The organism is Campylobacter concisus (genome assembly GCF_001298465.1).
Classification (GTDB): Bacteria; Campylobacterota; Campylobacteria; order Campylobacterales; family Campylobacteraceae; genus Campylobacter_A; species Campylobacter_A concisus.
This window is the reverse complement of sequence record NZ_CP012541.1, coordinates 961,117-981,455: the sequence shown is the minus strand read 5'-3', so window position 1 is coordinate 981,455 and position 20,339 is coordinate 961,117. Positions and strand designations below refer to the sequence as shown.

Annotated in this window: 12 protein-coding genes and 2 pseudogenes; 6 read left to right on the top strand and 8 right to left on the bottom strand. The window is 36.5% G+C overall.

Annotated features, from left to right (window positions below):
* The first annotated feature begins 214 nt into the window (after window positions 1-214).
* Window positions 215-4,918, top strand: a complete 4,704-nt coding sequence (locus CCON33237_RS04980) for a hypothetical protein (protein WP_054196657.1) — start codon at window positions 215-217, stop codon at window positions 4,916-4,918.
* Window positions 4,919-4,976: 58 nt separating this feature from the next.
* On the opposite strand, the gene htpG is transcribed toward CCON33237_RS04980, so the two are convergent.
* Complete coding sequence (htpG, locus tag CCON33237_RS04975) at window positions 4,977-6,833, bottom strand: molecular chaperone HtpG (protein WP_054196656.1); 1,857 nt, start codon at window positions 6,831-6,833, stop codon at window positions 4,977-4,979.
* Window positions 6,834-7,080: 247 nt separating this feature from the next.
* Here htpG and CCON33237_RS10110 point away from each other — a divergent pair.
* A pseudogene (locus CCON33237_RS10110) lies at window positions 7,081-7,977 on the top strand (Cache 3/Cache 2 fusion domain-containing protein); the annotation flags it as partial.
* Window positions 7,978-8,004: 27 nt separating this feature from the next.
* Window positions 8,005-9,057, top strand: a pseudogene (locus CCON33237_RS10105) (methyl-accepting chemotaxis protein); the annotation flags it as partial.
* A gap of 145 nt (window positions 9,058-9,202) precedes the next feature.
* Here CCON33237_RS10105 and CCON33237_RS04965 read toward each other — a convergent pair.
* From CCON33237_RS04965 to CCON33237_RS04940, 6 genes are read right to left on the bottom strand one after another with little or no spacing between them, the layout of a single operon-like run.
* On the bottom strand, window positions 9,203-9,877 hold the full coding sequence (locus tag CCON33237_RS04965) for a lysophospholipid acyltransferase family protein (protein ID WP_054196655.1): 675 nt from the start codon (window positions 9,875-9,877) through the stop codon (window positions 9,203-9,205).
* Window positions 9,858-11,153: an SH3 domain-containing protein gene (locus tag CCON33237_RS04960; protein WP_054196654.1), complete on the bottom strand. Its 1,296-nt coding sequence runs from the start codon at window positions 11,151-11,153 to the stop codon at window positions 9,858-9,860. The genes CCON33237_RS04965 and CCON33237_RS04960 overlap by 20 nt, the downstream gene beginning before the upstream one ends.
* Complete coding sequence (gene purQ, locus CCON33237_RS04955) at window positions 11,147-11,812, bottom strand: phosphoribosylformylglycinamidine synthase I (protein WP_054196653.1); 666 nt, start codon at window positions 11,810-11,812, stop codon at window positions 11,147-11,149. Before purQ ends, CCON33237_RS04960 begins: the two co-directional genes overlap by 7 nt.
* Window positions 11,809-12,045 carry a phosphoribosylformylglycinamidine synthase subunit PurS gene (gene purS / locus CCON33237_RS04950; protein WP_054196652.1) on the bottom strand — a complete coding sequence of 79 codons (237 nt, stop codon included), beginning with the start codon at window positions 12,043-12,045 and terminating at the stop codon, window positions 11,809-11,811. Before purS ends, purQ begins: the two co-directional genes overlap by 4 nt.
* 8 nt (window positions 12,046-12,053) lie before the next feature.
* Window positions 12,054-12,764, bottom strand: coding sequence for a phosphoribosylaminoimidazolesuccinocarboxamide synthase (gene purC, locus CCON33237_RS04945; protein ID WP_054196651.1), 711 nt, complete (start codon window positions 12,762-12,764; stop codon window positions 12,054-12,056).
* Between the two features lie 17 nt (window positions 12,765-12,781).
* Complete coding sequence (locus CCON33237_RS04940; protein WP_390622043.1) at window positions 12,782-14,098, bottom strand: S41 family peptidase; 1,317 nt, start codon at window positions 14,096-14,098, stop codon at window positions 12,782-12,784.
* Window positions 14,099-14,306: 208 nt separating this feature from the next.
* Here CCON33237_RS04940 and CCON33237_RS04935 point away from each other — a divergent pair, with 208 nt between their 5' ends.
* Complete coding sequence (locus CCON33237_RS04935; protein WP_054196649.1) at window positions 14,307-16,880, top strand: ATP-dependent Clp protease ATP-binding subunit; 2,574 nt, start codon at window positions 14,307-14,309, stop codon at window positions 16,878-16,880.
* Between the two features lie 102 nt (window positions 16,881-16,982).
* Here CCON33237_RS04935 and CCON33237_RS04930 read toward each other — a convergent pair whose 3' ends face one another.
* A complete protein-coding gene (locus tag CCON33237_RS04930; protein WP_054196648.1) occupies window positions 16,983-18,521 on the bottom strand; it encodes an inorganic phosphate transporter in 1,539 nt (512 codons plus the stop codon).
* A 130-nt stretch (window positions 18,522-18,651) separates the two neighbouring features.
* Here CCON33237_RS04930 and CCON33237_RS04925 point away from each other — a divergent pair, with 130 nt between their 5' ends.
* Entirely contained in the window at window positions 18,652-19,554 is a 903-nt protein-coding gene (locus CCON33237_RS04925; protein ID WP_054196647.1) for a Ppx/GppA phosphatase family protein, read from the top strand.
* A 30-nt stretch (window positions 19,555-19,584) separates the two neighbouring features.
* On the top strand, window positions 19,585-20,016 hold the full coding sequence (locus tag CCON33237_RS04920) for a GatB/YqeY domain-containing protein (protein ID WP_054196646.1): 432 nt from the start codon (window positions 19,585-19,587) through the stop codon (window positions 20,014-20,016).
* Window positions 20,017-20,339: the final 323 nt, after the last annotated feature.

Below are 20,339 nucleotides of genomic sequence, written 5' to 3'. Positions count from 1 at the left end.
GTCTTTTGGCGTGGGAAATTCTTAAAATTTATTTTTCTATTACAAACAAAGCAAATTTGGCATTTTATAAAAATTTTAATTTATTTTTTAATATAAAAATGGGTCAAAAATAATAAAATTTATTATGTAAATTCTTTTATTTATATAAAATATTTTTTAGCTATAATCGCGTGAAATTTTAAATGGATTGATTATTAAATTTAAAGGACTAAATATGCAAAACGTTGGTATAGTCGCAAAAATAAGTGGAAAAGTATTTGTAAAACGCAATGGAAAGTTGATCGCACTAAAACAGGGAGATGAGATATTTTTAGGCGACGAGATCATAACACAAAGCAGCGGTGATACAGTCGTTATAAATTTCTATCACGCTTCGCCTATCACGCTACTTGAGCCTCAAACTATTATCATCACAAAAGAGCTATCAAAGGTAAATTTTAACACGCAAGGTAGCGAAGCACAGATAGAAGAAGATAAGAGAAAATTTCTTAGTGAGAATGAAGAAACAAAAAACAAAGGCGAAGATGATAACTCTCACAACGCAAGCCATAGTTCTCATGGCTCGAGCCACAGCAGTAGTTTCGCAAGCATAAATGGTTTAAACTTTGATATGCAAGGTCATATCTCAAATATTATTAGTGTTAACGGTGGTGCATTGATGTTACCTGTTTTATCAAAAGAGTCAGTGCTACCGCTTGGTTCTATCGGTGGAGCATCAGCGGTAGAGCAAAAAGAGAGTGCTCCGGTTATTGCGGCACCAAGTGTTAGAATTTTAAAAGACATTGATGGCGACGGCTATATAAATATTGCAGAAGCAGGCGGCGATGCAAATCATACTGGCATGGCGGTTACTTTTAATAATGATTTTAAACCAAACGACAAAGTGACATTGGAAGTCGTAAATAACGGTGTAAAGACCATGCTTGTTTATAAGGTTGATCAAGCTGGCACAAGCGTGATAAATATAAATAATCCAAGTGAAATTTTACCTATTTCGTCAAATGCCACAAACCCAGAGCAAAAAGAATTTATCATTCCAAGTGTCGCTGTCACTCCAAATGCTACATTTAGTGTAAATTCTAGTATCACTCTGGAAAATGGTACTAGCTCATCTGTGGCAAAGGTAGCTGCAAGTGTTGATACAATCACTCCGACTCTTGGCTTCAAAAAGGTCGTTTTGGGAAAAGATTTAAACGGCGATGGTGTCATAGACGCAAGCGAAAATAGCTTTAATCCAGCAGTTAGTGCACCAAGTGATGATGCCAAGATCATCTTGTCGCCAAATATGAAAATAGGCGATAGGATAAAGCTAACGACTACCGATCCTGACGGAACTTTACATGAAAAAGTGCTGGTTAAAACATCACAAAACACGCTTATAGATAAAGAGAGTGGTGAGAGCTATCCGCTTACAAGCGAGAGTGGCGGAAATATCGGTTTTAACGTAGCAAATGCGGTTAAAATTTCATCTTCAACTCCAACAAATGTAAATATTCAAATGATAAGCAAGTCGGGCAATCCAGGTGCAACTGAAACCATAACCATAGCAAACAACAACGATCTAATCGCTGTTTTTACTCTTGATGATAATAAAGATGGGATTATAAATTTAGCGGAGCTTACAAAAAGTGGTGGTACGGCCTTATCGATAGATATTTATATACCAAACAATGCCGTAGTTGGCGATAAGATCCGTATAAAAGTTGATGATCCAGCTAGCACGCCAACAAGTGTGACAAAGACATATACTATCGCACCTGACGGACTTAGTGCTACACTTGATGGTGGTACAGAGATCATTCCTATCGAAAATGGCAAGATCACAATCACTGATCCAACAAACTCGAGCGATCCAAGCATAAAAAGGCTAAGTACGACGATCATTGATGGCACGACTGGCACCCCAAAAGCTTCAAGCGTGAGTGAAATTTCAAGCGATACAGTTGCACCTATTAAATCCCCACATGTACAGTTTGCAAAAGATGGCGATAAAGACGGCATTCTAACTAGTAAGGAGAGTGGTTTTAGTCCTGATGGCGTAAAAACATCTATAAAGATAAAAATTCCAAATGATACAAGAGATGGTGATAAATTTGAGATAGGTATCGCAGGAAGCGACGGCAAAACAGATAAGATTACTATTAAAATTTCTCAAAACGCATCTGGTGTATATAGTGCGACAAGAGATGATGGCGTGCCTATTAGCGTAAATAATGGTACGATAGAGACCACCACAAGACTTTATGGGCTTACTACAAATTTTACAAATACATTTACTGACAAAGCTGGCAACAAAGCGGCCCCCGTCACAGATAAGATAACTCTAGATAATAGCATAAAGGTGCAGTTTGCAAGGGATAATGATGGTGATGGGCTAATAGATAGTATCACAACTCCTTCAGGCTCGCCGTCAACCCAAAGTGATCTTGATATTTACCTGCCTAACAATACAAAACCAGGAAGCAATATAAACGTCACGATCTCGACTCCTACCATACCATCTGTGACTACAACCGTTAGGTATACAATAAGCGATGACGGGCTAACAGCCGTGCCAAGTGATGGCTCAGCACCACTTCCAATAGCTGGTGGTAAATTTAGCATACCAGACGTTCCTATTTCTATGGATCATTCTACGCCGGTTAGAGCGACTATTACAACACCTGGCGAGGCTACAACGACTGATGGTATCCGTGGTAGATTATTTGACTTTGGAATTTTAGAGTACATTGATGATGTAAAGCTTGCTACGCAGATAGATGGAGGAGTTATAAATATCGCAAAATACCTAAGAGCAGGAGACAATGAAAAAGTTATTCAAAAAAATAACTTTGATAATGATAGCAAAACTATAAAAGAGTACAATATTTCGCTTACTAACGATGAGCAGCCAAATATAGTCTTTGGTGTAGACCGTGCTCCTGGAACAAAACTTCGCTTGGCTCTTGAAGATGATCTTGGTAATGCTAAAATTTTACCAAACGGACAAAACTATATAGATCTAGTTGTAGGTGTGGACAAGCGTGTAAATATGGACTTTGAAGCACTTGGGATAAAGCTAAATGAAAGATACTCAAATATTAGAGCGACTGTTTTAAAAAGCGATGAAACAAAAGATGATGATCTCTTGGTTCGAGTCGATCTTGATGCTACTCCAGATGCGATAGGCACACCAAATGCCACATCTAATGTTACTAGTGTAGATATTTCAGGCAGTATCGGAACCGACTCAAATGGCAACAACACTCTTAATAAAAATACCATAAATAAAGTTGATCTTTATGATTTACTAAATTCTGTTCACAAAAGCTCGTCTCTTGATAATACACATAGCTATTCTGAAAATTTTGCCCTATCAGCCAATAGCACTGGGGCAAATTTTATGATAAAAAATTCTGACGCCGCAGGAAACGTATCTATTAGTACTGTTACATTTATTGGCAACAGCGGTCTTGATGCTGATATGTGGTTTTATAACTACGTAGATCCGTCATGGAGAGCTAGAGTTGGTAACAATTCTGGTGTTTATAGTACGCAAGGCGGCAAGCCTATTTATAAAGACTATATGGAAATTTATTCTCCAAGTGCCTCTACCACCTACGATGTTGTGCAGTTTGCTTCAGGAACGCACTATAAGACTTTGTCTAATCAAGGAAATATGCATGCGGAGGACCTAGCTAGAGTTGGTAGACATGGAGATAGTGCCTTATATGATGCGTCTAATCCATATGCACCAAAGAAATTTAGAAATGGCGTCGATACTGCTGCTGGCACTGGTGATAATATAGGCTTTGCAAATGGAGTTTTAAAAGGTAGACCCGGCAACTATACCCTTGGCGAGTCAAATCCTGTTGGATCTGATCTTGTTATGAAGATGAATGGCTGGATATATGTAAGCGCACCTGGAATATATTCTGTGAGAGCAGCAGACTTACATAACTATGCAGAGCTTACTATAAATGGAACGACACAAAAATTTGGAAGCGCAACAACTTATATAAACCCATCAACAGAAGCATCATATGGTAAAAATGGCCAGTGGTGGAGTAGGGATTTTACATTTGATAAAGCTGGTTTTTATAAATTTGACATGGAGTATATGGACGGAACCGGTGAGATGAACTTATCTTTATATATGCTTCCAAAAAGTGTGGCAAATACTTATGGCTCCCAAGATCCATATCCTTCATCTATGCTAGTTGGAGCACAAGGTAGCGGCACGCATCTTTTTAGTAATAATTATGTTGAAGCACTTATTCAAAATGGACATCTAAAAAAGATAGGGACTACAAATTCTTACGAGCTAAGTGATGCTAGTAAATACGGCGAGTCAAATTTTGGCGACCCAGTATACCTAAGACAAGAGGGCGATATAAAAGGTGGTAACCTAGATGATGCCTTTGTTTATAGTAAGGGTAGGGCGATAGATGGTAGAGGTGGCGTGGATACTCTGATAGTCGTTGATGATGTGGATTTTTCAAATTTAGATAACGTTAAAAAGATAAATAACTTTGAAAAGATCCAGCTAGGTAGTGCTGATCAAGCAGTATCTATAAAATTTAGTCCAGATGGTGTCTTTGATATTATTGATAGCAGAAACACAAGGGATGCAAGTAATAGTGCGGCTAGTGAGAGTGTAAATACAGTGCTAAAAGTCATAGGCGACGGTAAAGACTTAGTGCAACTCACGCATGACTTTGTAAAAGCTACAAAAGCTGATGTTGCTATGCTAAATAGAAAACATAGTGTTGTCGGTGACATGTATAACAAAGTAGATGTTACAAGTGAGGGTGACGCAGTAAATCAAGTCTATAAAGCGACATTTAATCGCCAAGAAACCATCAATGGAAATACAATAAACACAAGACACACTGTTTTTCTTGAGATCCAAGATGGTGTACAGGTCGATCTATTATAGAAATTTTTAATTTGTACATGTAGAGTAAAGCCCAAAATTTCTTTCGGGCTTTATAAATTTAGATAGCTTTTAGCATAACTTTCGTTAGTAGCTCTGAAAATTTAGCTGGATTTTCTAGGCTCATGCCTTCATTTAACCTTGCCATATCAAGAAGTAAAGGTGCGATGTCGTAAATCATAGCCTCGTTTTTTTCTAGTTTTGCAAAAATTTCATGGTCAGCATTGATCTCTAAGATCGGCTTAACCTTTGGAGCATTTGCACCTTGTCCCATTTGTTTTAGCATCTCTTGCATAGCGTAATCAGGATCGTTTTTATCATAAATTAGCACAGCAGCTGAGCTTGAGAGTCTTGAGCTAAGTTTTACGTCTTTAACTTCATCTTTTAAAATTTCTTTCATTTTAACAAGCGTATTTGCAACCTTGCTCTCATCGACCTTCTCATTGCTTTTGATCTCGTCATTTATATCAGCGTGTGAGACTGATTTTAGAGGTGTTTTGTCAAATTCATTGACCATTGGCATAACGATCGTATCGATCTCTTCATCCATAATAAGCACTTCGATGTCGTTTTTCTTAAAGCTCTCAAGAAGCGGCGAATTTCTTAGCATATTTTCATTATTACCACTGATGTAGTAGATCGACTTTTGATCATCTTTCATTGCTTCTTTGTACTCTTTTAGGCTAATTAAACCATCTCTTTTTGAGCTTTTAAATAGACAAAGATCCAAAATTTGCTCTTTTTCAGCACTGAATCCATAAAGACCTTCTTTTAAGACCTTACCAAATAGTTTGTAAAATTTTATGTATTTTTCGCGGTCGTTATCTTTTAGCTTTGCAAGCTCGCTTAAAATTTTCTTCACGCTTTGCTCTTTGACGCTTCTCATGATCGCATTTTCTTGTAAAATTTCACGGCTAACATTTAGTGGCAAGTCCTCAACATCGATCACACCTTTGATAAATCTAAGACATGGTGGCAAAAGCTCTTTTGCATCATCTGTGATGAAAACTCTTTTTACATAAAGCTTTACGCCACTTTGATAATCGACTCTAAATAGATCAAATGGCTCGGTGCTTGGCACATAAAATAGAGTTGAGTACTCGATCTTGCCCTCAGCCTTTGTGTGGATATAAAGGAGTGGATCGCTACTGTCGTGAGAAATTTGCTTATAAAAGTCGTTATAATCTTGCTCTTTAAGGCTAGCTTTATTTAGCCTCCAAAGCGCATTTGCCTTGTTTATTTGCTCGTTTTTAGTCTCATAAGTGCCCTCTTTTTCGCCTTCTTTTGGAGCGACATAGCTTTGTTTATCCATAAATATAGGATAAGGAATGTGATTTGAATACTTCTTGACTATCTCTTCGATACGCCAAGAATTTGCAAACTCATCATCGTTTAAGTGCAAGATGATGTCCGTTCCAAAGCTATCTTTTTTAGCATCTTCGATCTCATAGCTTTTTGCATCAGATGTCCATTTATAGGCTTTGTCGCTAAGTGCTCGTTTGCTTATGACCTCGATCTTGTTTGCCACCATAAATGCTGAGTAAAAGCCAACACCAAACTGACCGATCAGCGAGCTATCCTTTTTTGCATCGCCGCTTAAATTTTTCATAAAACCTTTTGTGCCACTTCTTGCGATGGTACCTAAATTTGCGATGAGCTCGTCCTTATCCATGCCGATACCATTGTCGCTGATGGTTAAAGTCTTAGCTTTCTCATCTACTTTGATGTCGATCCTCGGAGTGTAGCTTAAGTTTTTATATTTTTCATCGGTCAAGCATAAGTAGTTTAGCTTGTCAAGAGCGTCATTTGAGTTTGAGATGAGCTCTCTTAAAAATATCTCTTTATTTGAGTAAAGAGAGTGGATCATTAAATTTAAAAGGTCATTGACCTCGGTTTGAAATTCAAATTTATCTGCCATTTTTCTTTTCCTTATTTTAAAATTTTTGGCAGATTATAACACAAAGTGATAAAAATATACTTAACCTTGATAGTATTACTATCAAGGTTTTTAAATTAATTTTTTAAAATGATTTCAAAAAAGTTATAGTTTATGAATAAAATAATAATGATAATTTATTAATTATTATTAATTATGCATTCTTGTATAAAGTTTATTTAAAATGGTGCTATAATCAAGGCGAAAATTTTTAGAAAAAGGAGACAAAATGAATTTACGAAGCATTTTGGTAAAAGTTTCAGCAACGATTGCTGTGGTTTTGGCGGTATCTATGACATGTTTTGTCGTATATACATCAAATATTTTAGAGCGTGAGATAAAAGATGGTGTGCTCACGACAGTAGAACAAAATGTAGAGCTTGCTATGAATACGGTTAAATTATTTGAAAAAGATAATGTAAGTAGCTCAGAACTAATAATGAGTGTTTTTAAAGAGATGATTGGAAAAATTTCAACTAATCACCAGATGAGTAAGACTGACAAATACGAGGCGATAGATCTAATATCTCAAAATGGTATTTTAAACAACAACTACGATATTCTGGATAAATTTAATAAAGCTACAAAAGGTGGAATTTCAACCATTTTTGCAAAATCGGGTGATAATTTTTTAAGAGTTAGTACATCGGTGACGAAGGCTGATGGTAGCAGAGCTGTTGGTACGATGATTGACAAAAACGGTCAAGCCTATAAAAATATCATGAATAAAGAGAGGTATATAGGCGTTGTAAATTTATTTGGACGCAACTATATGAGTATTTATGATCCTATTATTGAAAATAACGAGGTAATAGGAATTTTATTTGTTGGTTATGATCCTACCGAGGGATTAAACAATATGAAAAAGACTTTTTCTGAGATGAAACTTGGTAAGCATGGATATTTTTCTCTTTACAATACTAAAACTGGTAAATTTGACTTCCATCCAACTAAGGCAGATCAAGAGCTAAATAGCGAATTAAAAACTACTATGGATAATATTGTTAAAAAAGGAAAGGGTATTGAGCCTATTATAATTGATGGGGTTGACTGCATAGTTGCTTTTGAGTCATTTGATAAACTAGACTGGATGGTTTTAGGTTCAGCTGTTACTGATGATTTTTTAACACCACTAAAAGTAGTTAGTAAAAATTTCATCATAGCAAGCATCATAGTTACCTTACTTTTGATAGCTGTTTCGATGTTCTTGCTTAAGAAGATGGTTGCAAATCCTATCGATAGACTAGGAGCAAATTTAAATGCGATAACATCTGATTTTACAATTAAAATTCCTATTTATGGTAAAGATGAGATAGCTAAAATAAGTAGAGATATAAATGATTTTATTGAAAGAATAAGAATATTAATAAGTGATACAAAGCACCTTTCAAGTGAAAATAGCTCCGTTGCAAATGAGCTTAGTTCTACATCTCTTCAGACAGGCAAACGTGTAGAAAAATCAACCGAAATAGTGGAAGAGACAAATCAAAGATGTAAAGTAATGCAAGAAAATATGAAAGAATCTTTAGCAGTAGCTCAAGCTGGCAAAGATGACCTTCAAAAGGCTAGCACACATATAAAAACGGCAACTGAAGCTATAAGATCGCTATCAGCGCAGATTATTGACTCTGCTAATGTAGAAAATCAAATGGCTGATAAGATCGATCAGCTTAGCCGTGATGCCGAGCAGGTAAAATCAGTCCTTATTGTTATCAATGATATAGCTGATCAGACAAATTTACTTGCACTTAATGCCGCTATTGAGGCTGCAAGAGCAGGTGAGCATGGACGCGGCTTTGCCGTTGTTGCTGATGAAGTTAGACAGCTAGCTGAGAGGACTCAAAAGAGTTTAACTGAGATAAATGCAACTATCAATGTCATCGTCCAAGCGATCAATGATAGCAGTGAGCAAATGGGTATCAACTCTAAACAGGTCCAAGAGCTAACTCACGTGGCAAGCGACGTTGAAAAAACTATAAATGTTATGAGTGAGACAATGAATAACGCCATAGCAATGTCTGATAAGACTATGCAAGACTACATCGCAACTGGCAAAAATGTAAATGAAATCATGGAAGGCATCTCAAATATCAACCAAATTTCATCTGAAAATGCTAGAAGTGTCGAAGAGATAGCTTCAGCAGCAGAACATCTAAACAAGATGACAGATGCATTAAATTCAAAACTTAGTGTCTTTAGGACTTGAAAGCTTACCTCTTAAGCTAATATGTTTAGGTCTAGCTCCCGCTAGACCTTTTTAAATTTATTGATAAAAATTTCTAGTATAAAGTCAAATTTTTATAGATAATGATATAGAGCAGGAGGGGCTTTGTAAATTTGCAAAGCCAAATTTATTTTCTATTTTCGTCTAGGACTTTTTGCATACTCTCTCTAGTCGCCTCTAGCCAGTTGTCTTTTGAAGTATCGACTATATCAAGACAAAAGAGCTTGATGTCTGCTTTTTTAAAGCTAAATTCTTTTACTTTCATCGCATCGCTTCCTACAATAACGATAGGCTGAACTTTTAAATTTAGCTTTTCAACTAATAGTTTTGCACCGCCCTTAAAAGGTAAAAGCTTATTAGTTTGAGATCTAGTTCCTTCGGGAAATATGGCTAAAACGCGACCATTTTCAACCCTATCTTTTGCTTCGCTTAAAAGCTTTATAAGTGAGTGTTTATTTTCACGCTCAACCGCTATCATTTTTGGCAAGCTTAAAATTTTACCAATTATAGGAATTTTACCGATCTGTGCCTTTGCGATCCAGCAGACATTTTTTGGGTGTAGCTCTTCGATGACAATGATATCAAGCATACTTTGGTGGTTTATGAGCAAGATATTTGCTTCATCACTAAAATTGCCTATCACTTCAAGTTTATATCCACCAAAAAACCTTTGCGATCTTCCCCAAAATTTTCTTATGGCTCTATTTTTGTCATTAAATAGCCACATAAAAAAGACGACTAGAACAACGCTGATAACAAACTCAATAGCAAAAAATAAAGCTCTAATTTTTGACAAGATTATCCTTTTTTACCCAGCCAATCTTACCATCAGCAAATAAAATTTTTGAGTAGTCACCTTTTGTATCTAAAATTTCTACATTTTCATTTTTACGGGATGTGTAAAAGATGGTTGAGTTTTTTGTAGGCAAGATCGAAACGCTAATATCTGGTTTTAGAACAGCCTTACCAAAAGGGTTGTAGGTATAAATTCCAAGTGCTATAAAAATGGTTGCTACGAAAAAGTAGCTAAGCCTTCTGCGCCAAATAGCTAATAATATAAAAATTACCACGCAAGAGTAGATCATGACATCTTTATAGGTGCTAAATTCACTTTGTTTTGGGTTTAGTCCGATCTGTGTGCTGACATCGTCATCTTCAACACTCACCGGTAAAGAAAAACTTTCAAATTTAGCCTTTTTTAGGTTGTAGTAGTTAAAGTCAAGCGATTTTTTATTTGGCTTAAATACTGCAAAATAATATGCACTTTGTGAGTTAAAGTCGCCATTTATCGTATCTACGCCTTGCTTTAATATCGTTTTATTTTCAATATTAAAGGCGCTTAGATCGACATTGTTGCCGTAAATTTCAACGACCATGATGTTATTTATATCATCAAATTTTGTTGTCTTAAATTTCTTTACCTCAAGGTTGTCAGCGACGATATGGTTGTAGTTTTCGTCACTTCTAAGCTCTTTTAGCTTTGGTAAAAAGATATTTATACTTGAGCTTTGATAGTTTTCGCCATTTCTTTTTAGGGTTAAGCTAACTTTTAAAGTCTTTGCATCAATGCTTGTTGCCTCAAGATAAAAAGTACCTACATATTTGTTGTCTTCACTTTTTACCCATTGAAAATTTTTCTTATTTAGCCATTTTATATTTGTTTCATCAAGCTGTGTCTCAAACTCAAACTCAAAGTCGTTTTGTGTATCAGCCACTATCTCAACACTAAAAATTTCTCCTATAACAACATTTTTTGGTACATTTGTGGCTTTTAAAAGAAGCTCTTTTACTTTGATCTTGTCATATACTTGATTGTCCGGGACGCTAATATCTGGCTCGTTTGTTGGCACGATGTTTCGCATCTGCTCTGGAGTGATACGCTCTGGCTGTGGTGATACAAATTTTCTTGAAAAATCTTGTTCTTTTGGCGGTTTTTGAGTTTTTGGATTTGAAGTAGGGCTATTTACAAATTTATCCTCCCTAGCTTCGTCCATCATGTCAAAAACGCTTACTTCATCGGTATTTGCAGCAAATAAATTTAGTATGAGTAGGGAGATAAAAAGAAAATGTTTTACCAAACTAGACCTTTTAGCATCTTCATACCATCATCTGTACCTAAAATTTTCTCACAAGCACGCTCAGGATGAGGCATGAGGCCAAATATTCTTTTGCCTTCATCGCAGATTCCAGCTATATTGTCGACCGAGCCATTAGGATTTATTTCGTTGCCTTTAGCATCACAGTATTTTAGTAGTACTTGATCGTTGTCGTAAAGGCTTTTTAGAGTGTTTTCATCAGTATAATAGTTGCCCTCGCCATGAGCGATAGGGATATTTACTACTTCGTTTTTGGCTAAATTTACTAAGAATTTATTGTTATTTGAGATTACCTTTAGGTGGTGATATTTTGAAACGAAATTTAAATTTTCATTTCTTCTCATTGCACCCTTTAAGAGCCCAAGCTCAAGCAGCATCTGAAAACCATTGCAAATTCCTAAGATATAGCCGCCTTTTTTTGCATGCTCTTTTACAGCCTGCATCGCTGGGCTAAATTTAGCTATCGCAGCTGTTCTTAGATAATCTCCATAGCTAAAACCGCCTGGAAGTACGACTAGATCAGCATCAATCTTATCTTCTTTGTGCCAAATGATCTGTGTTTGGCATCCAAGTAATTTAAATGCGTGAGCTGTGTCTTCTTCGCAGTTTGTGCCGGGAAAAAGTATGATCACTACTTTCATAGCATGATCTCGTAGTCTTCGATGACGGTGTTTGCTAGAAGCTCTTCACACATCACTTTTAGCTGCTCTTTTGCTTTGTTTTTATCGCTCTCATCGATGTCTAAAACGATTTGTTTGCCTATCCTGACATTTGAAACACCGCTAAATCCAAGCGAATTTAGCGCATGCTCCACTGCCTTACCAGCAGGGTCTAAGACCCCACTTCTTAATGCTATATTTACGACAGCTTTCATCTTTGTCCTTAAGAAAGAATTCTTCTTAAAACTTCTTCGTAAGCTACTTTTACGCTACCAAGGTCTTGTCTAAATCTATCTTTGTCAAGTTTTTCGTTTGTTGTTGCATCCCAAAATCTGCAACTATCAGGGCTTATCTCGTCAGCTAATATGATGTTGCCGTCTTTGTCGATACCAAATTCGACTTTGAAATCAACTAGTTTTAAATTTCTCTCTGCAAAGAATTTAAATAAGATAGAGTTGATCTCTCTTGCTGTGTGTCTTAGAGTTTGAAGATCTTTTTCGCTTTTTACTAGACCCATGATGATGCAGTGCTCATCGGTTACTAATGGATCGTGCAAATCATCATTTTTGTAGTAAAACTCAACAAGAGTAAAAGGTAAAACTGTGCCTTCTTTTATGCCAAGTCTTTTGCTAAGTGAGCCAGTTGCAATGTTTCTAACAACAACTTCAAGAGGAATAATCTCGCATTTTTTGACTACTTGCTCAGTGTCGCTGATAGTCTCAACTAAGTCAGTCACGATGCCTTTACTCTCCAAAAGCTTAAAAAGCTGTGTTGAAATTTTATTATTTAACGCGCCTTTACCAGCTTCGTTGCCTCTTTTTTGAGCATCAAATGCTGTTAGATCGTCTTTAAATTCAGCCACAAGCAGATTTGCATCGTCTGTGGCATACATTTTTTTACCTTTTCCCTCGTAAATAAGCTCTCTTTTTTGCATGGAGATCTCCTTCTAATTTATTGTTTTATTTTTAAAATTTTGATCGTGTCAATTGCCGTTTTTAATTGAATATCTTCATCAACTTTTTTTTGTGCGATTATCTTTTTATCATCTTTTGCTTCAGTTTTATTGCCCTCACTTGTAGGATTTATCTTGTTTAGCTCGCTTTTTAGATGTGCTTTTAGCTCACTTTCTTTGATGCTAAACGCACTATCGTCGCTTTGTGGCACTTTACCAGGATGCACGACTACATCAGGTGTTACGCCAACTGCTTGGATAGTTCTGCCACTTGGTAAGTAATATCTTGCGATGGTTAGCCTTAATGCTTCGGTATCGTCTATTGGTAGGATTACTTGAACGCTTCCTTTTCCAAAGGTATTTTCACCGATTATTACAGCACGTTTATGATCTTGAAGTGAGCCACTTACGATCTCGCTAGCACTAGCACTTCCACCATTTACTAGTGCAACAAGTGGTAGTTTTGAAAGAGTTTTACTAGCACTTGCTTTATACTCTACATTTTCAGATGCGTCACGACCTTTTTGAGAGACGATGACGCCATTATCTACGAAAAGATCCACTAGATCAACAGCTTGATTTAAAAGTCCGCCAGGGTTGTTTCTAAGATCGAGTATGATGCCACTTGCTTTTGGATATTCTTTGATTGCTTCTTTTACCTTTGTAACAACATTTTTGTCAAAATTTGTAACACGCACGTAAAGAATGTTGTCATTTTCTATCATTTTTGCATAGACAGACTCAACCTTTATTAGATCTCTTATAATCTTTACATCAAATGGTTTTTGCTCACCTTTTCGCAAAATTGTGATAGTTATTGGAGTTTTTGGCTTGCCGCGCATTTTATTTACAGCTTCATCTATCGTTGTACCGATAGTTGAGTTCCCATCTATCCTTAAGATAATGTCGCCTGATTTTATACCTGCTTTATCAGCTGGGGTATCTTCTATCGGTGAGATAACGGTTAGTGCGCTATCTTTCATGCCAACTGTTATGCCAAGGCCACCAAATTCTCCACTTGTTTGCACCTGCATATCTTTGTAGGCTTTTTCATTTAAAAAACTTGAGTGGGCATCTAAATTTTGCATTAAACCAGCAATGGCTTTATCGATGATCTCTTTAAATTTAATATCATCAACATAGTATTTTTCAACGGTTGAAATTGTTTTTGTAAGCTTTGAAAGTGCTTCAAGCTTCGCACTTGCTTCGTCTTCACTCTTTGCAAAAAGTGCATTCACTGCTACGCTTGAGATAAGCAAAGCACCTGTAATTTTTAGTGCAAAAAATCTACTAAATTTATTCAAAATTTCTCCTATGATTTTTGGTTCAATTTTATTAGCTTTTGGCTAAAAAAAGCATAAATTTGAGCTCGTATTTTTGCCTTTTTGTTTGTTTGTAGCACAAATTTATAATGTTAAATTTTAGCAACTAAATATATTAAGTGATAAATATTATATTAATACTTGACAATATAAGACTAAAGTTATATAATGCTACTCATATAAAACAATCCAAGGAGATTTAATGGCTGATATAACAGAAAATTTAACAGCTCAGATGCAAGAAACTCTTGAAAAAGGTATTAGCTTAGCGATATTTTCTAAAAACCCACAAGTTGTTCCGCTTCATATTTTTTGGGCTTTACTTGCAGATAGTAATTCTATTTTAAACCAAGTGTTTAATAAAATGAATGTAAGTAAAGACGCTGTCGAGCTTGAAGTAAAAAGTAAAATTTCTTCACTTCCAAATAGCTCAAATGTCACAAAAGATAACGTTTCGGTTTCAAGAGAGCTTATAAATTCGCTTGAAAACGCAAAAGCTTTGATGGTAAGTATGGGCGATAGCTACATAGCTGTTGATACATGGATCATCTCTGCTCTTGAGCTTAGTGAGATCAAACAAATTTTAAGCAAATTTTGCGATATCTTAGAGATCAAAAAGAACCTTGAGAGCATAAGAGGCGGCAAAAAGATAGATAGCCAAACTGGTGATGATACTCTTGATAGCTTAGAGAAATTTGGTATCGATCTAACGCAAAAAGCGTTAAATAAAGAGCTTGATCCAGTCATCGGCCGTGATGAAGAGATCACTAGGATGATGCAAATTTTAATAAGAAAGAGCAAAAACAACCCTATCTTGCTTGGTGAGCCAGGCGTTGGTAAAACTGCCATCGTTGAGGGCTTGGCTCAAAAGATAGTGGCTCGTGATGTACCAACAAGCCTTGCAAACAAGCGTGTCATCGCGCTTGATATGAGCGCAGTTGTAGCTGGCGCAAAGTATAGAGGCGAGTTTGAAGATAGGCTAAAAGCTGTCATTGACGAGGTTAAAAAAGCTGGCAATATCATACTTTTTATAGATGAAATTCACACCATCGTTGGAGCTGGTGCGAGCGAGGGCGGAATGGACGCTGCAAATATCCTAAAACCAGCTCTTGCACGTGGTGAGCTTCACGCTGTTGGTGCTACGACATTAAAAGAGTATAGAAAATACTTTGAAAAAGATGCAGCACTTCAAAGGCGTTTTCAACCAATAGACGTTAAAGAGCCAAGTGTAAATGAGGCGCTTCAAATTTTACGTGGTATAAAAGAGCGTCTTGAAGTTCACCATGGTATCACGATAACAGATAGTGCACTAGTTGCCGCTGCAAGGCTAAGTGACCGCTACATCGCAAACCGCTTCTTGCCAGATAAGGCGATAGATCTTATAGATGAGGCAGCAGCTGAGCTTAAGATGCAAATAGAAAGCGAACCATATGAGCTTTCAAAGATAAAACGCGAGATCGTAACGCTTCAAGTAGAAAAAGAAGCTCTAAAGATGGAGGATGCGGATAAAAATAAAGAAAGACTTGGCGAGATCGAAAAAGAGATAGCTGACCTAAACGAGAAAAAGCTAGCGCTTGATACTAAATTTGAAAACGAAAAGGCCGTTTTTGGCGGAATTTCAAAAGCAACAAAAGAGATCGATAGCCTAAAATCACAAGCTGAAATAGCAAAAAGAAATGGTGATCTTCAAAAGGCTGCCGAGATAGAATACGGCAAGATAGCTGACGCTAAAAAGCACAAACACGAGCTTGAAGAAAAATGGGAGAGCATGAAAAAAGAGGGTGTGCTTCTTAAAAATCAAGTCGATGAAGAGCTTGTAGCTGAAATTTTGAGCAAATGGACTGGAATTTCAGTCAAGAAGATGCTAACAAGCGAAAAAGAGAAGTATCTGCGCATCGAAGAGCATCTAAGAGAGAGCGTTGTCGGTCAAGATGACGCACTACACGCACTCGCACGTGCTGTTAAGAGAAACAAAGCTGGACTAAATGAGGGTCAAAGACCGATTGGTTCGTTTTTATTTCTTGGTCCAACAGGGGTTGGTAAAACTCAGTCTGCTAAGGCTTTGGCTAAATTTTTATTTGATGATGAAAAGGCGCTCATCCGCTTTGATATGAGCGAATATATGGAAAAACATAGCGTGAGCAGGCTTCTTGGTGCGCCTCCAGGATATGTAGGCTACGATGAAGGCGGTCAGCTAACAGAAGCAGTTCGCAGAAGACCTTACTCGGTCATACTTTTTGACGAGGTTGAAAAGGCTCACAAAGATGTATTTAACATACTTTTGGGAATTTTAGATGACGGGCGTGCGACTGATAACAAAGGCGTAACGGTTGATTTTAAAAACACTATCATTATTTTAACTTCAAACATCGCTTCAAATTTTATAATGGAGCTAAAGGGCGAAGACCGCGATGTAGCTGTTAAAAATGAGCTTAAAAACTACTTTAAACCTGAGTTTTTAAATAGGCTTGATGATACCATCATCTTTAATCCTCTAAATGAGCAAGGCTTAATATCTATCGTAGAGATCATGTTTAAAGAGCTTGAAAAAACTCTTCACAACCGCGGTATCAAGGCAGTTTTAAGCGAAGAGGCTAAGAAATTTATTGCAAAAGCTGGCTTTGACATAGTTTATGGCGCAAGACCTCTTAGAAGAGCGCTTTATGAGCTAGTTGAAGACAAGATCGCTGATATGATCTTAAAAGATGAGCTTGAAAGTGGCGATGAGATCACCATTGATAGCGATAGCGAGAAGATCATTATTAAGAAAAAATAACTTCAAATTTACTTGGCAGGTTGGATCAACTTGCCAAGCTTTCATATAAATTTATACAAAAAATATCTAGAAATAGGGCGATTTTGCAATCCAAAAATATGCCTAAACGCCTAAAAATTTAGCAAGGGCAAAATAAAATATAGCTGATGAGATAGCAGCTGCTGGAAGCGTAATGAGCCAAGCTAGTATGATTGGTCTTACCATTTTCCAGTTTGCATTTTTATTTACGATACCGATACCTAAAACTGCGCCTATTAGGATATGCGTCGAGCTAACTGGTATGCCAAGCTTTGTGGCTAGAAGTATGACGATACTTGAGGCAAGCTCGGCGCTAAAGCCAGTTGTAGGTAAAATTTCAGCTAGTTTTGAGCCGATAGTGGTGATCACCTCTTTGCCTAAAAACCAAAGTCCAACGACAAGCGAAATTCCAAAGGTTACCATTGCGATGCTTGGTATGGGTGAGCTTTCGTTTATAGAGCCAGTCTTTAGCACATCAAGCACGGCTGCAAATGGTCCAACTGCATTTGCGATGTCATTTGCGCCGTGTGAAAACGCAAAAGACGAGGCAGTAAAAATTTGAAACCATGAAAAAATTCTATTGATGCTCTTTTCGCTATCGTTTTTGCTCATGACGTTTATAATAGCAAGGCTTGCAAGATACGCTAGAGCACCGATGACGAAGATGATCCAGACGGTTTGGATGATGCTAAAGGCTAAATTTATATGCTCAAGCCCTTTAAAAAGCATCATTGACGAGATCACCATCGCGGCAAATCCAGCAATGATCGGGATGTGCTTTTTCATAGCTTTAAAAGTATCTATCTCTTTTTCACCATCTTTCATGATGCGAATTTTTGAGCGGTACTCGCTGTATTCAGTTGTTTCGATCTCGTCCTCATCGATAACTGCGATCTTTGAAAGAGTGGCTATTTGCTCCTCGGCCGGCTTTGTTTTTAGTGCTTTTATGAAGCTTTCTTTATAAGCTTTTCGCTCAGCTTTTAGAGCTTTTAGATTCATTTTAAGTTCATGTGTTGGCTCAATAATCTTACTTTTTACGTAGCCAAATATTATGTAAGACATCACGCCGCCAAGCAGTGGCGAAATGACCCAACTAACGGCAATCCTGCCAATCTCACCCCATGAGACCATGCTAAATGGTTCTGGATCTTTTATCATAAAGCCCATAGCAAGTCCCGCGCCAACGATGCCGCCAACGATCGAGTGAGTGGTCGAGACTGGTAGACCTTTTTTGGATGCGTAAAATAGCCAAAGGCCTGAGCTAAGAAGGGCTGAGATCATAATGATGACAAATTTCATCGGATTTAGGTCGCTTGGAAATTTCACGATCTCATTTCTAATCGTATTTGTAACCTCTGATCCTGCAAATATCGCACCACTAAGTTCAAAAATAGCGGCGATGATGAGAGCTTGCTTAAGCGTAAGAGTCTTAGCGCCAACACTTGTGCCAAAGCTGTTTGCAACGTCATTTCCGCCGATATTAAACGCCATAAAAAGACCAAACATGCCGGCGATCAAGAATAAAAAGTAGTTATTTGTCGGGATGTACTGATAGCCCCAAACGAAAAATCCAACGCTACAAATTGCAAAAATAACAAATGCCAATAAGTTATCTCGAAGCAATCAAGCCCCCTTATAAGGTTTTTGATAGGGATTATATCTTGAAAAATATTAAAGTTTTTAGAATTTTTCAACTTTAAATGATACTAAATTATCATATGTTAGAATCTACAAAAAATTTTAAGGATAAATTTTGGTTATAGCGATCGATCTTGGTTCAAACACATTTCGCGTAGCACTTGTCAAAAAAAAACAAAATGGCTTTAGTAATGAGCAAATTTATGAAAAGATAGTAGGAGCTGCTAGAGGGCTAAATGAAAGTGGCAAGATAGCAGATGAGTCCAAAAATAGGCTCTTTAAAGCGATATCGGAGGCTAAAAGTAAATTTGACTTTGATAAATTTACATGCGTAGCAGTTGCAACTGAGGCTTTTAGGGTGGCGTCAAATAGTGAGGAAATTTTTAGCGAGATAAGAGAAAAATTTGGTATAAATTTTCATCTAATAAGCGGCGAAGCTGAAGCAAAGCTTACATTTTTGGGTGTTCAAAATGCTTTTAGAAAGCTTGGAATCAGTAAAAATTTTAGTATCATTGACATCGGTGGAGCAAGCTCAGAGATCGGTGAAGATGGAAATTTTATGAGTTTTAAATTTGGCATTATTACATTTTTTGAAAAATTTAAAACGCTTGATTTAATGCAAGAAAATGCAAAAATTTATACAAAAGATGCAAGAGAATTTTTAAATAGCTTAAAAAATAGATTTATCGTGCTGACTTCTGGCGTACCAACTACTATCACAGCGCTACGACTTGGACTTAACTATGAGAACTATGATCCGAAAAAAGTAAGCGGATATGAGCTTAAAAATGACGATCTTGCTTGGTTTGTAAATGAGCTTTTGAAGATGGATGATAAGAGTGCAGATTTGGCGGTTGGAAGAAACAGAAAGTATCCACTCATCGCTGGAACCTTGCTTTTAGAGGAGCTTTTAAGTAAGCAAGAAGTAAAATTTTTAGTTATTGACGATGGGCTTAGAGAGGGTGTTGGGGTGGCCTATCTGCAAGGAAAATTTCAAGAAATTATCACAAATTTTTAGTTAATATTTCAAAAATTTAAAGGAGAGGAAATGAGTATAAGAGAGCAAATTTTAGCTGATATAAAAGAGGCTATGAAGGCAAAAGATGAGTTTAAAAGAGATACTTTAAGAACGCTAAATGCAGCACTTAAGCAGGTCGAAGTCGATCAAAGGATCGAAATGACTGATGAAGTGGTACTTCCGCTACTTCAAAAGGAGATCAAAAAGAGGGCTGACTCGGTTGAGCTTTATATAAAAGGTGCTAGAGAGGATTTGGCTAAAAAAGAGCAGGGAGAGATTGAGCTTATTAAGGCATATTTGCCAGCACAACTAAGCGATGAAGAGCTTAAAGAAAAAATAAAAAAGATTATTGAAGGAGTTGGTAGAAATTTAGGCGCTGTAATGAAAATGGCAAAAGATGAGATCGGAGCAAGTGCTGAAGCAAAACGCATAAGTATGATCGCAAAAGAGCTTTTGGCTTAAAATCCATAATCTTATAAAACGAAAACTTACTTTTAAATGTGTGTAAGTTTTCGAAAAATCAAATATGACTTTCATTTTAATATGAATATGTTAAAAGGTAAAATACAAGTTTTTTTATATATTTGTATTGAAAACTATAATTTTCAAATTGTTATTTTAATTTTCTTATTTTTTCTTTTAGATGAATTTAAATATTGATTTATAGGCTTATTTTGGATTTTATCTTTTGTATGATTATAATTTATCCATTAAATTTGGTGTAAAAATATTTGTAAGAAAATGAGTTAAATTTTATACTTTTTGAAAATTGTAAAATTTGTATT

Bases quoted from the DNA above. Each gene is read 5' to 3' on its own strand.
- htpG (WP_054196656.1), bottom strand. From the start codon at position 6,833: ATGGCAGATAAATTTGAATTTCAAACCGAGGTCAATGACCTTTTAAAT.
- CCON33237_RS04920 (WP_054196646.1), top strand. From the start codon at position 19,585: ATGAGTATAAGAGAGCAAATTTTAGCTGATATAAAAGAGGCTATGAAG.
- purQ (WP_054196653.1), bottom strand. From the start codon at position 11,812: ATGAAAGTAGTGATCATACTTTTTCCCGGCACAAACTGCGAAGAAGAC.
- purS (WP_054196652.1), bottom strand. From the start codon at position 12,045: ATGAAAGCTGTCGTAAATATAGCATTAAGAAGTGGGGTCTTAGACCCT.
- CCON33237_RS04935 (WP_054196649.1), top strand. From the start codon at position 14,307: ATGGCTGATATAACAGAAAATTTAACAGCTCAGATGCAAGAAACTCTT.
- purC (WP_054196651.1), bottom strand. From the start codon at position 12,764: ATGCAAAAAAGAGAGCTTATTTACGAGGGAAAAGGTAAAAAAATGTAT.
- CCON33237_RS04980 (WP_054196657.1), top strand. From the start codon at position 215: ATGCAAAACGTTGGTATAGTCGCAAAAATAAGTGGAAAAGTATTTGTA.